Genomic DNA, 21,405 nt, shown 5'->3' on the forward strand with positions numbered 1-21,405 from the left:
TCACACCCAACACCCCGGCGCCCTCTGACGAAAGAACCCGGCAGAAAAGCACTTATCGGTCGCGGGAAACTGTTCAGACAACCGGGACCAGCTCTTTCCCGCAACTTAAGCTTAAAGGTAGCGGAGGTCATCCAAGCCGTAGATGTCCCCTCGTGGAGAACTCGCGCGGTCGCGCCATGGAGGGATCAAAGAAGCCGGCTCGGAGTTCTGTATGCTGCAATGCAACCAAGCCGTGGGGGCCGAAATCATGCGTCAAGAATTGATGCAATCGGTCGAAGCCATCTCGCTCCTTCAAAAGCACATCGCCCGGCAGCAAGAATTCATCGAAATCCTTGAGTCGACGGGCCACGTAAAGGCGGTCGAGGAGGCGCGTGCGCTGTTGGCGGCGATATGGGCTTCGCATGATTTTCATGTCGTCTGTCGAGATCGAATATGCGCCACCTTGGCTCGGCTCGACGGCGCCGGTGGATGCGCTGAAACTGGAACTCGGGAGATGGCTGGGGGTTAATCAGCCAAGGTCGGGGAGAAATTGCGCCCGGACGATCGGCTGAACGTCCGGGTTTTTCTTCGCACGCCTTCGGGCATTGTGATCAACGGACCGCGCGTGGTCCGTCATGCGATCCCGAAATCCACGCAAGAAAACGATCGGAGCCTCGGCATGCGGAACTCGGCCAGCGGCGCCGGCGAACGCGCGATTCAGGCGGTTGAAGGACGGTATCGCGATCGGCTTCACGCCGTCCCGGCACATATTGCGGTGATCGATAGAGAGGGCTGGATAAAACTCGGCAATTCAAAGTGGCAAGCCTTCGCGAAGGAAAACGGCGGCCAAGCTGACGCCTATGTGGGACGCAATTACCTTGACGTTTGTCGAGTTTCAGCCCCGAGCGACTCTTATGCCCGGACCGCTCTCGAAGGAATTTCCGCCGTTCTCGACGGCAGTTCCCCACTTTTCACATTGGAATACCCGTGCCACAGCCCATCCGTGCAGCGGTGGTTCCGGATGGAAGTCGACCCACTGGATTTCAAGCGTGCAGTCGGCGGGATCGTTGCGCATCTCGATATTACCGAAAGCAAAATGAATGAATTGGCCTTACGGGATGCGGTCGAGAGCATTCAATCCGACCTTACCGCCACGCGCGACGAGCAAAGGAAAGGTCTCGGTGTAGGCAGCGTTGCGCCAGATGTGAATCATCAACGCACTGATGAGAATATATTAGAGGATTTGATAATAGATGCTCATTTCCTTGCGACCAGAATGATATTGTTTGCGAGACGCAGTGGGTTTCCAGAAGGAATTGACACAGAATTCATCGCAAGCCTCCTAAATGAATGGGCATGGAATATTGGATCGGACCTGTTCAAGAGAAAGAACGGTTAAATCGGCCCGAGAAATCGGTCATCTAAGCACAAAACAAGCTGTGTGCCCGCTGCCCAACCAATCAGTTCGGAGCGGCAATGCTCCCCTCATTCAGCCGGGGGAATCCTCGCTATCGTAGCTTTGGAAACGCCCAATAGCCGACCGAGATGGCGGACGCCTTCGCCCTTGGCCCGCTCGGACGCGACATATGCGCGCTGATCGGGGGTCAGTTTCGGCTTTCTGCCAAGCCGACCGCCGCGCTCCACATATCTCTTTCGGCCTTGAGTGGTTCTCGAAACGATGAGGCTTCTCTCGAATTCCGCCAGCCCGCCCAACACGGTGATCATCAGGCGCCCGTGGGCGGTGGTCGTATCGCACCAAGCGTCGTGGATTGAGCGGAACTCGGCGCCGGACTTGCCGATCGCGTCCAATATGTTCAACAGGTCGCGCGTTGAACGGGCCAGCCTGTCGAGCCGGCAGCATGTCAGGCTCGACCCCGGATTAGCCGCGAGGGCCTTCAACGCTTTCGTCAGTTCCTTGCGGTCAGAACGGGCTCCGCTGACCTTCTCCTGAAAAATCTTCTCGCACCCGGCGGCGCGCAGTTCGTCGACTTGAGATTCAAGCGATTGGCCATCGGTTGAGACGCGCGCGTATCCGTATTTCATGCTGCAATTATGAGACTATATTATGAGACAGTCAAGCCGCTGATTTTCAAGGCCAGAAGAACTGTCCCAGAATTGTTGAATTTTGAGACGCTACCCGCGTGTGGTGGGGTCACTTGATGCGCTGGGATGCCGTCGCGCGATTTGAAACTCTTCGACGAGATGGCTTGCGCCGAACCGCGCCGATCGCGGCTACGGGTCGAGACCTGCCCGACGAGGCGGGCGCGAAAGGACATTTAGGCCCGCCTCAGTTCACTGCGAGTTGTGGCCAGTCGCCAGCATTGACGTTGCTCTGCGACAGGCGAAAGACCCCCGGCCACCCACGACAAGGGATGAAATCCACGCTGCGCGGGTTTGAAAAGACAATACCCATCGGTCCCTCAAACCAAGGCGAATAGGATTTCGCGACGACCGCCTCCACTTTCACCGTGCCAATGATGCCGCCCAGCAACAATTTGTCTAAGTCGGGCGGTCGTCGCGCTTTGATGCTGCGCATGAATGCGAGGGATGCATCGTAATCCGGCTTCGTCAGGTTTGACGATGCATGAATAGCAATGCGCTGGCCGATTAGCTTACGAAGCTGTCCTGCCACCGATGATGAGCGGTTCTCGACGTTCTTCTGGCCGAAGATCACGGCCCAAGCCCATGGCTGCCGTATAGAAATCGCGCAGACTTCCAACGGGTTGGCTCCTTCTTACAGTTCGGATCAGCACGCGGCGGCGCCATAGCCGTTGTCGCCAATGTCCCGCTATTTGCGCCCGGCAATGCCTTTCCCATAGCCGCCGACAGGCTTCGGTTTGCCAGAGCCGACGGCAGGTCGCGATGGTTTAAATCGGCTTTCCGGCTTTGCCACCAATGCGATGCGTTCTTGAATCATGGCCCAAGGCACGGCGCGGCGAAAGGCGCCGCATTGCGACGCAGACCTCGCGCCAGCGGTTTTCACATCTTCACAGGCGGAAACCAAAATTGCCCTTGGAACTCCCAAGGCTTCGGCGAGCCAAACCAGTCCCGGCGCACATTGGAAATGGTTATAGATAAACTCGGCGGACCGATTGGACCAGTTGGCGCGGCCATAAACGCCCGGCCCGTCGTATTCCTTCAACCAACCGTCCAAATGCTCTTTCTGCGAGGAATACCACGGCGCCTTGGCTCCGGGTTTCCGAAGGTCTGCTTCAAGTTTCAAATGGATAGGGCCGCTTTCATCAAGCCGCCGCACGACGTCGCGAAGTTCCGATGGTCGCATGGGGTCAAACCGTATGCTGAAATATTATCAGCGTAAGCTTCCCTCGGCTGCGTGAAAAGCGAATTTGCAGCTTCAGCCTCGACCCATGGCTTGCGACATGCGCCACTATGTGGCGCAGCCCGGACGTTGATCCACGGAACGCTGGCCCGGTCAGAAATGGCTCACCGATATTCGAATATCGCGTTTTCGAAGGGATCAGTCATTTCAATTTTGTGTCGAACTTTCCTGCGAAATCAGGTTGCGAAATCTCCGTCGAACTCGTGCGCGCCCATGTGCTCGCCGCATCGAGTTCTCATTTCCGTCACGGGCTCCAAAAGGTTTTTCGCTTCAAAGCGGCATTATTTTCATCTGGCGGCATACGAATCGGCGAATTGATCCGATTAATTTAGCCATCAACCGCGCATTTGGGTGAATTCATTTAGGGTTGCCTTGCTTCGGCACATGGCGCGTCGCGCGCCATGCGCTCGCGTCGGCAAACCCTAATTTCCTTCGCACGCTCAACGGTTTTCTCGCGTTGCTCGAAAACCATTTCGCTTGCTCGGAAATTTATTCCGTTCAATTCCGTCGTAATAATTATTTGCATTTTGATTTCTCATCTGATTTCGGAGCGATGTCTTTTCTCCCCCCTTCCAAAACCAAATATAATGGAAATGGAAAGGGGGAGAGTTCATAATGGACTTGGGTTCTGACCCCATCGCATAATGCCGACTTGGCCACTTAGGGATTTTAAACCCGGCTGGCGGTTTCCCGAATACCAGCATGTAGCGGCCCTCTCCGGTCCTCGCCTCACGTAGACTCAAGTTCGGAGTTTTTTCGGATTTTCAATGTGGCGTAACACCCTTTTTCATTGCCGACTCCTGCCTTGGCGTAGACTTCATCAGACCAAACGGTTATCAATTTCTTTGGAAATTGAAGCGCGATCCAACGGGCCAGTCTTGACGACCGGTTGGATCGGGACGAGCGTCAAATTCATCAAGACGGACTCGTCCTCTTTATCATATTGCCTTTCCGGGTCATTCTCCCGATGGGGCCGTTTAGAGAGACACCCGCGCTTGGAGTTTGTCTCAATTCCGCCATGTCGGCCCGTCTGCCTTATTGCTCCCGGTCGGGCGACGCGCCGCAGCTACGTCTAAATGTCCCGGTGCTCATTCGGGGTGGAATAAACCCCCGTAATTCCTGAACGGATATGTGATATAAACTATTTATAACACGCAATAAACCCGATAGTCAATATATTTAATCAAGCGCAATCGTTATTTTTTGGATACGGTCTTAGAAAGAAGCATCAAAGACTGAACGGTTCGTGCATCGAGCCGATCCTCGCCCTTAATTCATCGGACGTTCTTCAAGAAATTGGCGCGATTTGCTTTGGATATGTGATCTCGCCTCGTGCTTGCTGGGACGGAGCTTACCCGACCACTGGGGCCGAAGCTTGCGGCGAAGCCTTGGCTGTGTTTAGATTCGTATGAAATTCAATACGATTCTGGACACGCTCATTGCTTGGAAAAATGTTCCGCGCCCATCGGGAGGCCCATGGGCTGTCTCGCCAGAAGGTTAGTGAACTTTCCGGCCTATCTCCTGCTCAACTTTACCGCCTTGAAGCGCGCAACGAGGCGACCCTCAAGACTTTTGAACTCGGCGCCGCCGCGATCGGCCTTGATTTCAAGCATTTGGTCGCCGCCCCGACACTGGGCGGCCAGATTAAAGCGGAGCGCACCAAGCAAGGGCTCAGCTTGAGGACACTGTCGGCGATGACAGGCGTCAGCGTCGGCACCATCAGACGCATAGAGCGTGACGAGGCACACATCGCGAGTGCGGCCAAGATTATGTTTTCGCTTTCGCCTCAAGCCGCGCCGAAGACGGTTCGACGTGGACCAATAGTTCGAAACCGCGACGTCCAGTTGACGCCTCCTGACCTTCTCGATCAGCTACGCGAACTTTTCGGACCAGTGTGTCTAGACCCTTGCGGCAACAATAAAAGCTTTGTGGACGCGAAAACAACGTATTATGAATACCAAGACGGCCTGAGCCTTCCATGGAAGGGGCATTTTTGCTTCGCAAATCCTCCTTTTAGTGCCATGGCGCCGTGGTTGCTCCGCGCGCATCAGGCATGGAAGTCTGGTGACGTGAAGCGGGTCGTCTTGCTGCTGCCGATCCGGGCGATCGGCAGCCGCGCGTTTATGAGCGTGGCGCATGACGCGCTTGTCTTTGTGCTGCCGAAGCGTCTGCGGTTCTGGTCAGCCCAGACCCGTCAGCCGATGCGCGTGACCGCGCCCATGCCTTCGATCGTGGTTCTGTTCGGCGACGAACTTGCGCGGCAAGCGGCCCGCTCGTTGTGGGGGAATTTCCAATTCACCGCGACCGATCCCGCGAATGTGGACCATCCTGCCGAGACGGGGAGTCGCCCTGTTTCGGTTTCGCAGAATTCACTATTGTCATAATCCGTCTGTCGGCAAATCGACGCAAATCAGTCCGTCAAGAAAATTTTCGATCCGGGGCGCATGGACGTCTTATGGGGGAGATGCGCTGTGATGCGCAGGAAATAATGCTTGACGTTGCTTTTGCTCCCGCATTACAACATCTTTAACATTACATACAACATTGACATTGCCGTCGATAGATGTAATAATGGTTGCATAGTTTGCTGAGGCGATTTCTCCTATCATTCTCGAAGAGTGCATGACGGCTCGGGCGTGAGTTCGATGCATACCCGTTTTGCAGAAAAGATTCATGCAGTGGATAGATTGTCGCGAGGCTCGTGCAATGTCGTTTTCATACCATACAAAAAGACCTTCAGGCGAGTATGATCGTTTCGATGAAATTCCGAAATACATACCGACAAATATCGCAAGCATTGAATGGAATGGCGTGCATATAAAGCGTGCAATAGATGCTATATTTCCTGCTCGCATAGCAGTGGATTGTAATTTTGCGTGGCCAAAGCTAATTGAGACATTTGAGTGTCCGCTTGTGATGCAATGGCCCCCTTATTCAATCGGTGAGAGACGTTTGCTGATGGCCAACGTGAAAAAATCATACAGTCATTATGGCCCAATCGACAAACAGAAATCCGTGACGTGGGGCGTCATGGACGTTTCCGAGGCTTTTGAAAAGAAATCAGACGCGGATGCATACAGAAAGCAAGAATGGCCAGAAGCGAAGTTAAGCAGAACTAGCAAAAGCGGACTAATATATTTTAGGAATTTCACAGACGGCATTCCGAGCGACCACTGCGAGTCGCGTGGTGAAACCATATGGACAATTAAGGCGAGATATCTTTGTTTTCGGAGTGACGCTGATGCTGTGATTGCCAAAATGCTCTTATGAGCCGCCTCTAATACCGCGCTAAGTTCAAAGGCACTCGACCGGCAAGAACGGGTAGAATTAGTTGTTTCTTGCCCAAGTGGATAGGTGCCCGCCGGTCATCGGCGAGGAGCAGTTGCGGAAGCGGCTGCGTCGGCGGCAAGGAAGGGCGTGACGAACTCAGCCGAACGGTCTCCACCAGTAAGCCACTCCGCCAAAAAGTTCGCGTAACGATCCGGGCTTCACGGGCTTCTCAATCTCGACCAGCACCATCGCCGCGATTCCGCGCTGCAAGCATGTCGCCGCCATCCTCTTCCGCGCAGCCGAAGCCGGCGGTGATCGCCTTTATCATCGCCTTTTCGGCCTTGATGATCACGACACGCTCTTTCACGGCGAGTGTATAGCCTCTGTGGAGGTTGAGCTTACCTTTCAGCGACATGGCTTCACAGCGAACGCTCATGCATGAGTCCTGCGCCCCAAGCCGGGCTGGCGCGCCGAATGGGCCGATCGCTTCCGCAAACGTTGACTCTTTCTTCGATCAGTGCGCGCGCGACATAGAAATCGCGGCTGGATCGGCCCGGCGGTCCGTCGTCAGCTTCGCAACAACGTCGCCAATTTGCGCGCCAACTCGTGGGGATTGACGGGCTTGTGCAACATCTCAAATCCACTGGTATAAACTTGGCTAATCCGCTCGGGTGCGGTGTCGCCAGTAACGATCAACGTCGGGATCGTGCGTCCAGCGCGCGCGGCGATCTCGATGGCGGTTTCGGTGCCGGACAACCCGGCGCCCAAGCGGTGATCGGCAATCACGAGGTCAAATCGCCAACCTTCCCGTTCTCCGACCTCGATTGCCTCCTCCCCGGACTCGACACCGATAACTTCGCAATTCCAGCTTCCAAGGAGCAATTCGAGCCCGGCACGGACCTTGGGATCATCCTCAATCACCATTATGCGCCGCCCGGTGACGGTCTCTGCGGCGGCTGATGGAGCGGAAACTACAAAGAGCGGATCAGCGATGGGCACTGTAAGCGTGAACCATGTTCCCCGCCCTTCACGAGACCGCACCTGCAAATCGGCCCCAATCAGGCGAACGAGCCGGCTGACGATGGCAAGGCCCAGTCCAAGCCCTTGCCTCTGATCTCGCCCCGGATTGGCGACCTGATAGAACTCCTCAAAGATGTGCGTAAGCTTGTCCGCCGGGACGCCGACGCCGCTGTCCACGATGTCGATTCGAATTCGGTCTCCGCGCTGACGGGCGCCGATGAGCAGGCCGCCGCGATCCGTGTAGCGGATGGCGTTTTCGATTAAATTTCGCAGGATGCGCTCAAGTAGCGCGGCGTCCGTTCGGGCATGCAGGTCAGGTTGGAAACGACAACGAAGCCTCAGATTCTTCTGCTCACATTCGAGCGTATAGCCGTCGCACAGGCGACGGAGCATCCCGTCCACCGCAACGCTCTCCAACTGTGGCGCCACGACGCCCGCATCAACGCGTGAGATGTCGAGGATGCTGGTGAGCAGCGATTGCAGCCCGACCAGCGCGGACTCCATCATACCGACGGCCTTTTCAACCGTCTCCGCTCCGGCTTTCGGGTTTTTTATGACTGCAAGCAAAAGGACGAGTGCTTGCACAGGTTGGCGCAGGTCATGGCTGGCGGTGGCCAAGAACTTGGAGCGGGCGAGCAAGGCTCGGTCCCCCTCGGCCTTAGCGATCTTTAGGGCATTCTCCGCTCTTTTCTGTTCGGTGATCTCACTGACCGTAGCGTTAACTCCGGTGATATTCCCCGCATGATCTTCGAATGGGTAAAGGCTCAATAGCCAATGGCGCGAGAAAAAATCATCCTCTTGGCTCTCAGTGCTAAACTCTCGCTCAAAGATGGGTTCTCCGGTATCAAGGACCTGTTTGTATAAAGCTTCAAGTCGTCGCCCAAAATCACCCAGAACCTCACTTAATGTGCGCCCAATATGAGCCTCAACAGATATTCCATTAACTGACGCAAGATATTTGTTAATCATTACGAATCGCAAATCGCGATCAATGAAGCAAAGGCCGACGGGAGCCGTATCATATACCCTTGCAAGCTTTTGGTTGGCTGCTTTAATGCTTGTGATATCGGCTGATACGCACACAATGCCGATAACCGACCCATTACCGACGCAAAGCGGCGCCTTGGTTGACCGAAACGTCCGCGTGCCCTGATCGGGTGTATCCCATATTTCCTCGATCACCTCGGGAATGCGGGTCTGCATGATGCGCCGGTCGTTCGCCATGACGGTAGCGGCCTGCTCCGGATCGGAGTGTAAATCGGCGTCGGTATGGCCGAGCACATCATCCGCGCTCTTTCCGATCACCCTGAGAACCGTCGGATTCGCGTAAATAAAGCGACCATTCAAGTCTTTAGCGTAGATCGCGTCTGACGAAAGATCACCAATAGCCTTGAGGAGCGCGGTTGTCGGATGATCCTCAGTCCCGAGAACGGTAATCTTCCCGACCAATGACTCAGCCTCCAGAAAAATTTCGCCATGCCCTCGCCCACACGGCAACGCTCATGTTAGCGCATGGAATTCAACAACGGGAGACGCATTTCTCGGCTGTGGCGATGTGCGCTCGATCAAGTTCGATGTGACCGGCTGCCGCGACACTCCCGCCCGCGCGCCCGGCGAGTTCGTTGCTTCTGAATCCGTGTTTGCACCGGCCCCGACGGGCGCACGGCGAGAAGCGATCCCGCCCACGCCCTCGCGGGCAAACCGTTTTGTCGCGGGTCCATCAGGTCAGTGTCCAGCTTTCATAAATACGATCATGAAAAACCAAACCAAAAACGGGGCACACGCGCAGAGAATGCGCTGCATCGAATTGTTAAAAAGGATCGCTGCGGCCAGAATCGCGGCGCAAGCCGCTCAAAAAGTCGTCATAAATAACCCTCAACAAATCCTCTGCGACGGCGCGCTGGCGCAAGACATCAAGCAAGAACTCGTCTGGCGGGGTAAGCCGTTCAAGATCGTCGGACAAATTGGGCCGGATGATCCTCACGGCTTCCCACTCGGCGACTATGTGCTCGAAATCGAGCTTGCGGACGCTGCGTTTTTCAAAATGCACGGCGATCGGGTGAGGCTGATCCAGTGAGATACCGGGAAGTGTTCGAGCACATCACGCAGGGCGTGCGATATTACGATCCCGACCCGGATCGGGTTAATGGCAGCCAACCCGCTGGACCCAGCGACCGCGAGTTTGTCCTCTGGTTTCCCGGATCATTGGACCGCGCTTTACACATTCTCGCCCAATGCGGCGACACGACCAGTCGAGCATGTCAGTTTTGGCTGGCCCGCTTCGATGACAGGCTGACCAGAGCCGGCTTTCTTCAAATCTGGTCCGACGCTCGCCGCGTGGATGGGGCGTGGCTCGTGCCCGACGTTCTTGCTCTCGAATGGCTGCGCGATTCTGCCGGCGTTCGATTGTCCCAATGCGTCGAGATCAGATTTTCGTCGCAAAAGCAGCGGGATGCGTTCATCGCCAAAGCGGGAAATGCTTCAGCCGCGCCTTCGCCTATGCCGTTGATTTTCTGAACCCAATTTCGTGGGAGATTGTTTTGTGCCGTATAGCCCAAACGATATAACAATCATGAATTACTCGCTGTCGATCGCGTTCGCCGAGATGGTCCTTGCGCAGATTGATGATAGCGATAGTCGCGCCGGTTCCTTCCAGACGGTCAGGTTTCTAAATGACGGCGACGCTTGCCTCTACCGGCTCAAATTTCCGCGAATCCTCAGATTGAACGAGCGAGAATGGACGATGTCCGCTGACGACGACGCGCGCGAGTGGATTGCCGAAAATGCCCGTGGAGCCGAAATACGAGACTGGGTCTGGGTCCTATTTCTATCAGCGGAACATCAAGAGCGGTTCGAGAAAGCTATAAAGCTCTCCGCGCCGCACGCAGAGGTCTGGACAGGGACCGGCGACGCCGCGTCGCTAATGCCAAGCAGACTTTGTGCTCCGCCGCGTTCAAGCGATGATCCCCTCACCGCTCTTGCAGTTCAGTGAACGAGATGCGCCCCCGGCTCCAAGATGTCCAGCGCAGGCAGATTCCGCACGATCCGCATGGTTTCGAGGCTGACCGTGATCACCCGGCAGAACAGCATGAGCGGATAGGCCGGGTCGCCGACCGTCTCGATGGCATAGCGGTTGGCGTCGTTGACGATGCCGCTGGCTGGGTCGGTTTTGACGCACTGCCGCTCCATGACCCATTCCAGCGCGGGCTTGCCGTTCACGACGTAATCATAGGCTTCCAGCGGGATGTCCGTCATGGTGATCCGGGGATTGTAAACGACCGTCGTCTTGTCGATCGCGCCGCGCTTGCCGGCGAACTTCATTTTCTCGACGCGGTAATACGCCACCGGGTCGGGGATGTGGGCAAGGCGTAGGTCGCCTTCCTTGATCGTCACTGGGTAAGGCTCGACGCTCTCGAAATCGACGTGGAGATCGCCGAGCCGGCGGCCCGCCTCAACAAAGGCGCGAAAATCCTCTACGCGCTTCATCAACGGGATGCGAGGCAATTGTTTCGACAGGTTGTCGGCGTAGCGTTCGCGATATTCCTCCGAATGCAGCAGGCCGTAAACGTAGTAGAAGACATCGTCCTTCGTGATCGCCGCGTCGGGATAGGCGTCGGTGAAAACTTTGAGGCCAACGTCGGTGATTGCGTCGCGTCGAACTGCTGCGCGACTATTCAGGTGTTCGAGCAAGTGTCCTTGATTTGAGCGGTCGCTCGGCGGGCCGTCGTAAATATATCTGGGAAAACATTGATATCCGCCCATTCCGGGGGCGAGATTAAGGTCAGGTATTGCATTCACCAAAAGGGCAGAAAAGCCCTTATCTCCACCTGTGCCCGGCACGCAAATAAGAAGATTGTCCGTTGTTATCTCGTCGATAGCGAACAAGCGCGGCATCTGATAGACCATATCATTAAATGCACGGTTGTAGTAAAGCCACTGACGCATGAATGGGCGATAAAGGCTTGGCACCAAACATTTCTCAGAGAAATCGAAACGCCTTTCTTTTGCGAAATCCGCCTTTAAGCTTCTGTTCCAACTAATTTTGCTCGTGTCGGTATCAACAAAATCGTCGACGACGGCAGTCCGGTTTTTTCCGGTCGCATCAGTGAACGTGGCTTTGAACCGGTGAAGCTCTGAGTTGTAAAAAGCAATCATTGACCTCATGTTCTCGGTCAACGCTTTGCGGCTGTAGTTGTAAGCCCACGCATCTCGCGCCGTCGCAACGCCTCTTGAGAAGTTTTCAAAGATACATTGAGAATTGTCGTTTTCTTTGTTCCCAAGGACCAGAAACGCATTGAAGTTTTCATCACGTTTGCTGAGCCAGTCCCCGTGCTCGTCGGGAATGACAATGCTCCAACCGTTGGCTCTCGTTATTCCGCCGATGCTGGCGAGCTTAGCCGTAGCTGCAAGCTTCTGCTCACGCGACAGATAGTCTCCCACGTCGTGCCAGCAGACTTTGCCTCGTTCGTCCGAGGCCGGATTGATGACCATCACCATCACAACCACAGGCTGGCGACTTCCTTGGCCAAAGATTTTGCCACCTTCTTTACGGGATCGTTCGCCGGAGGTGCGCTGGTTGCCGCGCAGATGGAACACGTGAAGGCTTGTTGCTTCTTTTCTCAAACACTTGCGCAATCCGTCCATTGTGCTGCCGTCGAACCATCCTCCATCAGTCACGAACGCCATAACGCCACCGGTTTCGCTCAAGCGGTCGCTGGCCCAGCGGATTGCTCTGATGTAGCTATTGTAAAGAGCGTTTTTGTTGGTCGCGTTTGATTGTGCGGCATAAGATTCACGGATTCGCTGATCCAAATGATCGTATCGGACGTTGGCCGCGTTATCGTTCGCGCTCTTCTGGCCGGCAGAATACGGGGGATTGCCAATGATAACCTTGATGGGAAGCTTTTTCTGTCGCGTTCGCCGAGTCGAGTTGTCCGCCATTATTCCAGTGATCAGGTCATCTTTCTCCCAAAGCTGGAATGTATCCGTCAGACAGATGCCGGGGAATGGCTCGTAAGCTCCTCCCATCTGCTCGTGATAGGCCGCCTCAATGTTGATGGCCGCAATGTAATAGGCCAGCAGCACGATCTCGTTGGCGTGGATTTCGTGGCGGTATTTGCGCGCCATCTGCTCCGGCGTGATAAGGCCCGATTGCAACAGCCGCGTGATGAATGTGCCCGTGCCAACAAACGGATCGATGATGTGGACGCCCTCGCTGCCGAGGGTTTGGCCAAACTCCGATTGTAGGACCTCATCCACGGACTTGATGATGAAGTCCACCACCTCGACCGGTGTGTAAACGATGCCCAGTCGCGCGGTCAGTTTGGGGAACGCCGCCTTGAAGAACTTGTCGTAAAGCTCGACCACGATCTTCTGTTTCGCGGTGGCGTCCTCGATCCCCTGCGCGCGCATTTTCACCGACGCATAGAACTTGTCGAGCTTCGTCGCCTCCTTGTCGAGGTTTTGCCGGTCCAGCACGTCCAGAACGCTTTGCAGGGCCTTCGAGACGGGATTGTGCTGGGCGAAGCTGTAGCCCTCGAACAGAGCGTCGAACACCGGGCGCGTGATGAGATGTTGAGCCAACATCTCAATGGCTTCATCCTCGGTGATGCTGTCGTTTAGATCGTCGCGAATTTCGGCGAGGAAGGTCTCGAACGCGCGTTTCTCCTCCGAACCCGCCGCCCTTACCGCCGCCCGAATTCTGGTCACGTGAATCTCGGCAATCCGCGCCACGTCGGTCGCCCAGTCCTCCCAATATGTGCGCGTCCCGCATTTCTTGACGATCCGCGCCATGATGGCTTTGGAGAACTCGTCAAAGCCGAAGGTCAATTGGGTTTGGGGGATGATCCCGCTCGAAATGGAATCTCCCGGCTCGACATCGACCGCGCTGCCACGTCCGAGGTCCAAGCCAGCGTCACAAGCTGCGGCGCGCTTCGGCAACGTGTTGGTGACGGCGACAATCTCGATGCGCTCGCCGGGGTCGACGCCGAGATCGATCTTGTTGATGGTGGCGTCGAACCGGTCGTCATGGGCGCGCAACGCGTTCAGTATTTGCCAGACCACCTTGTATTTCTCATTATCGTCGAGAGCCTTTTCGGGCTCGACGCCAGCGGGAACGCCAACGGGCAAAATGACGTAGCCCATCTTCTTACCTTCGGCGCGACGCATGACGCGCCCGACGGATTGGACCACGTCGATCTGCGACTTACGCGGATGCAGGAACATGATGGCGTCGAGCGCGGGCACATCCACGCCTTCAGACAAACAGCGCGCGTTGGTCAGAATCCGGCAAGGGCCGCTTTCCCCGGTGTCCTCCTTCAGCCATGACAGCAGGTGATTGCGGGCGTGCGCGCTGAAACTGCCGTCCACGTGTTCGACTTCACAATCCAGCAGCGGTATGACCTCGGCAATCTTCGGATCGAGCGCGTCGCGCCATTCTTCGGCGACCCGTTCGAACTCTTGCTGCACCAGCTTCGACCGCTTGATGTCGCGCGTGAACGCCAGCGCGCGGCGCATGGGACCGGTATCGCCCGCGACATCGGGTTTGAGGTCGGCCTTGGTGAGAGCCTTGTAACAGCCGACGATCTTGGTCGCGTCGTCGAGGATCAGTTCACTGTTTTCGTCAGCGAGACGCTTTTGCAGGGTTGCGCTGATCGCCTCTTCGTCGACCGCCAGCACGATGACCTTGTAATCGGTCAGCAGGCCATTCTGGACCGCCCACGAGAAATTGCGCGTGAACAGCGTCTCACCGAAATAGGCGGGGTTGTCCATCGAGCACAGGACGGCGTTGGCGTCGCTCGCGGTTCGCTTCACCGCGTCACCAAAGATGCGCGGCGTGGCCGTCATATAGAGACGCTTGGCGCCCTTGATGTAGTCGGCGTTGTGGACGCGCACGAAATTGCTCTCATCCTCGCCCTCAAGGGTCACGCCGGTCGTGCGGTGGGCCTCGTCGCAGACGATGAGGTCGAACTCTGGCAAACCGAAGTTGGCCTGCGCTTCGTGAATCGCTTGAATCGACTGGTAGGTGGAAAAGACCACCGTCATGCGATCGGGATCGGCGGCGTTGGCTTTGGCCGCCAGTTTCGCGCCGTGCGTGGTGGCGGGGATTTCGAGGTCGTGGACATCAATGTCGGCGAGATCGCCATCCTTGGCCTTGCGGACGCCGACCTGAACATCAGAGCAAACGGCGAAGGATCGGAGCGGCACGACGCAATCAATCGACCACTCGCGGATGGTCTGGGACATCAGGGACAGCGAGGGCACCAGAAACAGAACTCGGGCGCCTTTGCCCGCCATGGCCTCCGCGATCTTCAATGCCGTATAGGTCTTGCCGGTGCCGCAAGCCATGATCAGCTTGCCGCGATCCGCCGTCTTCAAGCCTTCCTGAACTGCCGCCAGAGCTTCGGTCTGGTGAGGACGGGGCTGTTTCTTTTCAACGAGCCGCACGACCTTTTCACGCGCGAAGGTCGCCCAATCGATGCCGCTGTCTTCCAGATCGCTTAGGCCGACGCGCGTGGTGTCGATGGTTTGGTTGTCCAAAGCGGCGTTGGCGTGTTCACTCCATTGGGCGTCGGTTGTGTCGACGATCATTCGGCGGACTAACGGACGGCGTCCGGACGCGGTGAAAAAGCTATCGATGTCCGACTTCTGGATTCGATAGCCTTCCCGGTAGAATTTGCATTGGACGGCGCACCAGTCGTCAGGGCTGTCGGAAAGCTGGGCGACGAGATCGATGCCGGTGTCGCGCTGATCAAGCCGATTTTCCCTTGCCCATTCCGCGTAGGTCAGCACGCGCGAGAACTGCGCCTTTTGAGTCGGAGCGTTCTCCAGCCAGACCTTCGTCAGTTGCTCGAAATAGGCGCCCTTTTCTCGCTCGGACGCTGCGTTTTTTCTATATATTTCAAGTAACTGGCGGAGATTTGTCGGCATTCCGGCACCGTCGGCAAATTGTCTGAGTCGAAAATTTGGTCGACAGGCTATAACGTTGGGGCAAACACGGCCATGGCTATTTGGCGATTTGCACGGGGATATTGTGCTGTAGTCCGCGTCTACGCAGATTGAGGCGTTCACCGGCCTCGATGACGTCAGAGTATGGCTCACTGATCACGGCAGTGGCCGGTGAAATCTCCATTTAGATAAATAGATTCATGAAGTTGGACGAATTCCAGCGACCGCCCTGTGGGTCATTGCTATCGGGCAAAGTCCGCCATTTTTGCAGACAAGCTTCGTGCATGAACTGCACGCGTTACGCGGTGAGGCGCCGTTCGACGTTGTTTGCAGGGCGGTGCGCGCCATGGGCACCCGAGCTTTGGGTATCATTCGTCACGCCGCTGAACGGAATCCCATTCTGGTTGCTCCGACGGCGGCTTCATGACGCTGTCGATCACCGCCGCGAGAAACATTCGATCTGGAAAAGCTTCGGCCTGATCGCTCGCTGGGACGGGCGGGACAAAGTTCGCGGCGTCGCGTGTCTCGCGCGGCTTGGCTCCAATGACATCATCGAACTGATCGGATGCGATGATGTGCGCGCCTTGGAGCAGAATGACGCCAAAACCGTCGCCCAGACGCTTTTGGCTGGGCCAATCGCGCCAATATGCGGATCGTTGAAAGGCGTTTTTCTCACGGTGAACCCCAGAACCGGGGCTCGGAATGTGCCCAGCGCGCCCCAGCCCCGCTACTACGAACCCATGCCATTTCTCTTTTAGAATCAATACATTGAAGGATAACTCATATGAACAAATCCACCATTCTTGTCACCTGCGGAGGAATCGCGGGTGATATCCGTCAGGAACTTGGCCCTGCGCGCTCGCAAGTGAAAAAAGTTCACCATGGTGATCCGGTCGGTTCCTACGGCGACTTCATTTTTCGGGTTTCTGAAAACGATGCTGTGCGGATGATGCTGAAATACCCGCACGCGGTCGAAATCATTCCGTGATGCAATGACCGATTCAACCCGACCATTTGGCGTGTATCCGCTTGAAATCTCTGCTGTTGAAGCCCTCTTTGTCGAGACAGGAGATCGGAAGTTCGCAGAAGCGTTCCAGACCGCTCGGTTCGTGCGATGTCGACGCCTGCCTTCATCGTCTCGCCTCTAAAACATGCCGGCTGACCGCGAAAGAATGGACGATTCAGAACGGCGAAGACGCCGTCAGTTGGATCGGAGAACACGCAAGCGATAGCCCCACCGTGAACGACTGGTGCTACATCATATTTTGCTCGGCTGAAGCCAAAGCCTTGCTTGACGATGCTATTCGACGACAGCATCCAGAATGTGGGGACGTCTGGACCGGGCAATCGATCCGGGCCAAGTTGCCTCGATCACGGGAGTAGGCGGCGACGAATCGCCCGCACTGGCGTCGAGATGTGGCCAGTCGTCAGCGTCGAACTCGCTCTGCGGCAGATTTCGCGGCGATCGCCTCGACCTTCACAGTGCAAATGACGCCGCCTAGCATGTCCAAATCCATGCCGCCGGTCGTCGAACCTTTATGCTGCGCATGAACACGATGGTTGCACCTCACTCGGATTTCGTCAGGTTCGCAGAGATGGTCAATTGCTGGTCGATCAGTTCCGAAACTTCACCCGTTGTTTTTCGATTTGACATATATATGCGTGTAGTCCATATTATGCGTTAGCGCAATTAAAATCAGTCCAGCATATATGGTCAGGAGAAATCGTGATGCCACCCGACGGCACTATGGGCTTCATGCAGTCGCCGGCTCAGCTTGCGCACGGCAAGAAATCGCCGCGAATCAAGTATCAAAACCAGTTGGCGTTATCCGCTGCGGCGGTGCTGTCGGTCCTAACACAGGAGAGCAAGAAGCTGCCATTGAGCCATTATTTCGCGTTCCTTCGCATCGCGGAGCAGAAGGGAACGACGGTCGGCGATCTGGTGCGGTTGATGCAGATCGATCAGTCAACCGTGAGTCGGATGACCGACAGTCTGTCGGAGTGGGGTCGGGACGGAGGTCCGGGGCTTGGTCTGATTGAAAGCATTGATGATCCCCGCGAGCGACGTAGGAAGGTCTTTTTCCTGACCCGCAAGGGACGCGAACGGATCAATCAGCTTCTGTCCCTGCTGAACGCCGATCATGTGACGGATTTTGAGCCGATGATGAAGGAGCAGTTCATAGAGGAGTGGAAGACCAAGAAACTTAAATGAATTTTTGGTGGGACCTACCCGATGATCGCGGCCTAGCATGAGGCGCGAGTATGGGATATGAAAACGGTTTAGAGGCCCCTTGGCGAAATTGGTAGACGCAGCGGACTTGACCCGCGCTTAGGCGCGACCACGAGTGCCCCGGTGGAAACGCCGGGAGTAGAACGACCCAAATTCGGGGAAGCCTCACGGCGGTGCCGTTGGTAATCCCGAGCGAAGCCCTCAGTTTGGGGGAACGTGTAGAGACTAGACGGGTCGCAGCTACGGGTGTCGGCAGACGCCTATGCTGAAGGGATAGTCCAGACCACAAACGGGGCAACATGTCCCGGCGGCGGAAGCCGTAGCTGGTAAGAAAATCCGCATCCTTCGGGAGTGCCGGTTCGACCCCGGCAGGGGCCACCAACCTCTTCAAGAAACACGTGACGATGAAGTGTTTTTCATACGTGCAGGCTGTTGTGGCTAAAACCGTGCCCAAATCCCCAAACTCACGAGAGAAAGACAGAGAAAAAATTTTGGAGAAAAGAATTGACAAACAGAAAACAGTTCAAGGTGAACACGAAAGTTGCACCGCGCGGCAAATCATTTGAAGCCACAATCTCGTGGACACCTGAAAAAGGCGCCAGCCGCCGGGAGCGAATTTCATTCGCCACCGAAAATGAAGCAGAGATGTGGGCGGCAGAGGCAAAGGTTGCCATCATGCGCGGAGGCGAACCGGATATGCTCGGGCGCGCCCGGAAAGACGATAAGCCCCGAACGCTTGCCGATATGATCGAGTATGTGTTCGCGAACTATTGGAAGGAACAGGCCGGAGGCGAGAAGCAACGCCAAAACGCCTACGCTGTTGCCGACCTCCTTGGCCGCAGCAAGATGCTGTCGAAGATCGGCGCCTTCGAAATCAATAAGGTGACGGCGGAACTCAAAGCCGGTGGCAACTCTGGTGCGACCATCAACCGCAAGCTAGCTGCCCTGCGTCGATGTCTGACCGAAGCGGTCAAGCTCGAAGTCATTTCCAGCCGCCCGACGTGGAAAAAGCAAAAGGAAACCGAGGGGCGGATTGCCCGCATTTCGCGCGATCTCGAACGTCGGATGCTGGCGTGGTGCAAGCGGATGAGCTTGGACGACATTCACGATTTCATCCTGTGGTCGATCAAGGTCGGCAGTCGGAACGGCGAATCGTTGAAGATCACGTTCGCCGACGTCAACCTGCGCGGGAAGACGGCCAACTTTCCCGCCGAGATCACGAAGAACAAGAAGTTCCGCGCAGTCCCTATCGAGCATCCCGCCGTCATCGAGCTTGTCGAGCGGCGCCGCAAGGCGGCCACGTCCGACGAGCAGCGCATCTTTGCTGGGCTGACAAAGCGTAAGTTCGATGTGCAGTGGGAAAAGATGCGCGAGGCGTTCGATCTCGTGGATGATCCTGACTTCGTTCCGCATGTAATTCGCCATGAATTCTGCTCGCGTCTCGCCGAAGCCAACGCAAGCGCGAGCTACATTCAAATGCTGGCTGGCCACCTGACCCTCGCCGTCAGTCAGCGGTATGTGCATATGTTCGGCAAGGAGGCTCTGGAAGGAGCACGCCGGTTTGTGGACGTGGACGCGGAACCCGTGTCCAACGTTGTGGCTATGGAAAAGGCTAGGAATCGCAGCTAGTTGCGCACGGGGAAGGGGATTGATCCCCTTCCCGCGTTTTGTGGCGGATCGTGCGAAAACTGTTGCCACAACGGAAGTGATTTATGCGTTAGTGCATATGAAAATTGCGATATTTCAATTAATTGCGCTTGGTCTTTTCCGCTGTGCAAGAGACTTAAAATCTCTCGGCCGCAAGGCCGTGCCGGTTCGAACCCGGCCGCCCGCACCAAACGCCAAAGGGTGACTACGCTTGCCCCGATTTTCTTGGCGTATATCCGGGCTCCCAAGGTGCGGGACGCCGCGCGACCTCCAGCATGTCCGGCGCCGGAGTCGACTCGCCAAGCGCCGCCAGGAAATCAGCAAACCCTTCCTGGCTCATTTCGATCACAGCAAATTCCGACGCCGGATCGACATCGGGCTCCGAGCGCGGCTCGCTCACTTCGCTAACTCCACCCTCGGATCATAGGGCTGCTTCGCCTGCATCTTCTTCGCCACCTCCTGCAGTTCGGCCCAGTCGCCGTCCGGCAGGGTGATGCGCAGCGTGATCAGCAGGTCGCCCGCGGCATGTCCGCCCGACGCCGGCAGGCCCTTGCCGCGCAACCGCAGCGTCTTGCCGGAATTGCTCTTCGGCGGCAGGGTCAGCTCGACCTTGCCGCCCAGCGTCGGCGCCTCGACTTTGCCGCCCAGCACCGCCTCGTAAAGAGTCACGGGCAGGTCCAGCCGGAGGTCGCGGCCGTCGACGCGGAAATGCGGATGCTTCTGAATATGCACCGTCACCAGCGCATCGCCGGGCGGGCCGCCGCCCGGGCCGGCCTGGCCCTGGCCGCGCAGACGGATCTGCTTGCCCTCTTCGACGCCGGCGGGAACGTTGACCTCGAGCGTCTTGCCGGCGGGGGTGAGCACGCGGGCCTTGCCGCCGTGCAAAGCGGTTTCCAGCGACACATAGGTTTCGAGCGTGACATCCGCGCCGGGTTGCGGACGCGCCTGACCCGCGCCGGGGCCGCTAGCGCCACGCCCGCGGCCGCGTCCCCCCATGCCGAACAGGTCGGAGAAAATATCCGCCGCGTCGAAGGGCGCGCCGCCGCCGAAATTGAAATCGAAATGCGACCCGCCGGGACCGCCGCCAGCACCGCCGCGTCGAAACCCGCCGCCGGGAAAACCTTCAAACCCGCGCGGCTTGCCGTCCGCGTCGATCTCGCCTCGGTCGAAGGCGGCGCGCTTTTTCTCGTCGCCGAGAATTTCGTAAGCCGAATTGACTTCGGCGAATTTCGCCTGCGCCTTGGGGTCGTTCGGATTCTGGTCGGGATGGTGCTGTTTGGCGAGTTTCCGGAACGCCTTCTTCACATCCGCCTGCGGGGCGTCCTTGGCCACGCCGAGTATCTGGTAGGGATCGCGCATTGTCCTAAAGCCCATCTGGCAGCCGGTCCGCGAGCGGCCCCGGCGTCCTGTCTTCTGTCATCATGTGGTCTTGAACGCGGCCGAGCGCAAGGGGCGTGCGCCGGGCGCCGCAGGCAGGCCTCATCAGCCCTTGCGGAACTCGGTCAGCGTCCACATCGCGTCCTTGTCGCGGCAGGCGGCGCCGGAATCCGATTCCGGCCCGGCCGCTGTGTCGAAACGCGCGGAAAATTTTCGGCAGATCAGCCCGTTTTCCGGATAGGCGAAGCCGACCGGCGTCACCGTTCCATGGGCCTTGCTCACCGGATTGCTCCAGGCGACGCTCGCGCCATTGCCCTGGGGGTCGAGCGCGATGCCGAGCGCGCCCATGGCGCGGCGCCTGTCCTCCTCGTCGAGCGCGGCGGGCAAAGCGGGGCGCGCCGGCGCCGCGGCCGGCGGAATGGCGCCGGTCGCCGTCATGTCCACGTCGGGACTGAGCGGCGTGGCGACCGAGCATCCGCACAGGGCGAAGGGAATCATCACCGTCGCGCGCAAGACCGCAAAAAAATGCAGCCCGCGCGTCGGTGTTTTGCTAGGAAGAAGGCGCGAACGTGCAAGCAAGCGGGCGTAATCCGTA

General features: G+C 57.1%; 20 protein-coding genes. 11 read left to right on the forward strand and 9 right to left on the reverse strand.

What is annotated here, in order from left to right; translation table 11 throughout:
- The first annotated feature begins 211 nt into the window (after positions 1–211).
- Entirely contained in the window at positions 212–508 is a 297-nt protein-coding gene (locus tag M2320_RS16820) for a hypothetical protein (protein WP_264598264.1), read from the forward strand.
- Positions 509–529: 21 nt separating this feature from the next.
- Positions 530–1,378, forward strand: coding sequence for a hypothetical protein (locus M2320_RS16825; RefSeq protein WP_264598265.1), 849 nt, complete (start codon positions 530–532; stop codon positions 1,376–1,378).
- 86 nt (positions 1,379–1,464) lie between these two features.
- Here the strand turns inward: M2320_RS16825 and M2320_RS16830 are convergent, their stop codons facing one another.
- The 3 genes from M2320_RS16830 to M2320_RS16840 form a co-directional block, all read right to left on the reverse strand.
- Complete coding sequence (locus tag M2320_RS16830; RefSeq protein ID WP_264598266.1) at positions 1,465–2,022, reverse strand: recombinase family protein; 558 nt, start codon at positions 2,020–2,022, stop codon at positions 1,465–1,467.
- A gap of 244 nt (positions 2,023–2,266) precedes the next feature.
- On the reverse strand, positions 2,267–2,698 hold the full coding sequence (locus tag M2320_RS16835) for a hypothetical protein (protein WP_264598267.1): 432 nt from the start codon (positions 2,696–2,698) through the stop codon (positions 2,267–2,269).
- Positions 2,699–2,767: 69 nt separating this feature from the next.
- Positions 2,768–3,262 (reverse strand): hypothetical protein, encoded by a 495-nt coding sequence (locus tag M2320_RS16840; RefSeq protein ID WP_264598268.1) that lies wholly within the window; start codon positions 3,260–3,262, stop codon positions 2,768–2,770.
- A gap of 1,508 nt (positions 3,263–4,770) precedes the next feature.
- Between M2320_RS16840 and M2320_RS16845 the strand changes: the two genes are divergently transcribed.
- Together M2320_RS16845 and M2320_RS16850 are read left to right on the forward strand one after the other, a co-directional pair.
- The gene (locus tag M2320_RS16845; protein WP_264598269.1) at positions 4,771–5,703 is read left to right on the forward strand and encodes a DNA N-6-adenine-methyltransferase; all 933 of its coding nucleotides are present in this window, start codon (positions 4,771–4,773) and stop codon (positions 5,701–5,703) included.
- 289 nt (positions 5,704–5,992) lie between these two features.
- Positions 5,993–6,589, forward strand: coding sequence for a hypothetical protein (locus tag M2320_RS16850; RefSeq protein WP_264598270.1), 597 nt, complete (start codon positions 5,993–5,995; stop codon positions 6,587–6,589).
- Positions 6,590–6,818: 229 nt separating this feature from the next.
- Here M2320_RS16850 and M2320_RS16855 read toward each other — a convergent pair whose 3' ends face one another.
- Together M2320_RS16855 and M2320_RS16860 are read right to left on the reverse strand one after the other, a co-directional pair.
- Positions 6,819–7,025: a hypothetical protein gene (locus M2320_RS16855; protein ID WP_264598271.1), complete on the reverse strand. Its 207-nt coding sequence runs from the start codon at positions 7,023–7,025 to the stop codon at positions 6,819–6,821.
- A 131-nt stretch (positions 7,026–7,156) separates the two neighbouring features.
- On the reverse strand, positions 7,157–9,058 hold the full coding sequence (locus tag M2320_RS16860) for a PAS domain-containing hybrid sensor histidine kinase/response regulator (protein ID WP_264598272.1): 1,902 nt from the start codon (positions 9,056–9,058) through the stop codon (positions 7,157–7,159).
- A gap of 106 nt (positions 9,059–9,164) precedes the next feature.
- Here M2320_RS16860 and M2320_RS16865 point away from each other — a divergent pair, with 106 nt between their 5' ends.
- From M2320_RS16865 to M2320_RS16875, 3 genes are read left to right on the forward strand one after another with little or no spacing between them, the layout of a single operon-like run.
- A complete protein-coding gene (locus tag M2320_RS16865) occupies positions 9,165–9,686 on the forward strand; it encodes a hypothetical protein (RefSeq protein ID WP_264598273.1) in 522 nt (173 codons plus the stop codon).
- Positions 9,687–9,697: 11 nt separating this feature from the next.
- Entirely contained in the window at positions 9,698–10,126 is a 429-nt protein-coding gene (locus M2320_RS16870; RefSeq protein WP_264598274.1) for a hypothetical protein, read from the forward strand.
- Between the two features lie 55 nt (positions 10,127–10,181).
- The gene (locus tag M2320_RS16875; RefSeq protein ID WP_264598275.1) at positions 10,182–10,601 is read left to right on the forward strand and encodes a hypothetical protein; all 420 of its coding nucleotides are present in this window, start codon (positions 10,182–10,184) and stop codon (positions 10,599–10,601) included.
- Here M2320_RS16875 and M2320_RS16880 read toward each other — a convergent pair.
- Entirely contained in the window at positions 10,595–15,538 is a 4,944-nt protein-coding gene (locus M2320_RS16880; protein ID WP_264598276.1) for a DEAD/DEAH box helicase, read from the reverse strand. The genes M2320_RS16875 and M2320_RS16880 overlap by 7 nt on opposite strands.
- A 302-nt stretch (positions 15,539–15,840) precedes the next feature.
- On the opposite strand from M2320_RS16880, the gene M2320_RS16885 reads away from it, so the two are divergent.
- From M2320_RS16885 to M2320_RS16900, 4 genes are all read left to right on the forward strand, one after another.
- Positions 15,841–16,314 carry a hypothetical protein gene (locus M2320_RS16885; RefSeq protein WP_264598277.1) on the forward strand — a complete coding sequence of 158 codons (474 nt, stop codon included), beginning with the start codon at positions 15,841–15,843 and terminating at the stop codon, positions 16,312–16,314.
- A 26-nt stretch (positions 16,315–16,340) separates the two neighbouring features.
- Complete coding sequence (locus tag M2320_RS16890; RefSeq protein ID WP_264598278.1) at positions 16,341–16,544, forward strand: hypothetical protein; 204 nt, start codon at positions 16,341–16,343, stop codon at positions 16,542–16,544.
- A 738-nt stretch (positions 16,545–17,282) separates the two neighbouring features.
- Positions 17,283–17,768, forward strand: a complete 486-nt coding sequence (locus tag M2320_RS16895; RefSeq protein WP_264598279.1) for a hypothetical protein — start codon at positions 17,283–17,285, stop codon at positions 17,766–17,768.
- A 522-nt stretch (positions 17,769–18,290) separates the two neighbouring features.
- A complete protein-coding gene (locus tag M2320_RS16900; RefSeq protein WP_264598280.1) occupies positions 18,291–19,415 on the forward strand; it encodes a tyrosine-type recombinase/integrase in 1,125 nt (374 codons plus the stop codon).
- A 223-nt stretch (positions 19,416–19,638) separates the two neighbouring features.
- Here the strand turns inward: M2320_RS16900 and M2320_RS16905 are convergent, their stop codons facing one another.
- The 3 genes from M2320_RS16905 to M2320_RS16915 form a co-directional block, all read right to left on the reverse strand.
- A complete protein-coding gene (locus M2320_RS16905) occupies positions 19,639–19,833 on the reverse strand; it encodes a hypothetical protein (protein ID WP_264598281.1) in 195 nt (64 codons plus the stop codon).
- The gene (locus M2320_RS16910) at positions 19,830–20,792 is read right to left on the reverse strand and encodes a J domain-containing protein (RefSeq protein WP_264598282.1); all 963 of its coding nucleotides are present in this window, start codon (positions 20,790–20,792) and stop codon (positions 19,830–19,832) included. The genes M2320_RS16905 and M2320_RS16910 overlap by 4 nt, the downstream gene beginning before the upstream one ends.
- A gap of 123 nt (positions 20,793–20,915) precedes the next feature.
- Entirely contained in the window at positions 20,916–21,308 is a 393-nt protein-coding gene (locus tag M2320_RS16915) for an RT0821/Lpp0805 family surface protein (RefSeq protein ID WP_264598283.1), read from the reverse strand.
- Positions 21,309–21,405: the final 97 nt, after the last annotated feature.

Origin of the sequence: Rhodoblastus acidophilus (assembly GCF_025961575.1) — a bacterium.
Classification (GTDB): Bacteria; Pseudomonadota; Alphaproteobacteria; order Rhizobiales; family Beijerinckiaceae; genus Rhodoblastus; species Rhodoblastus acidophilus_C.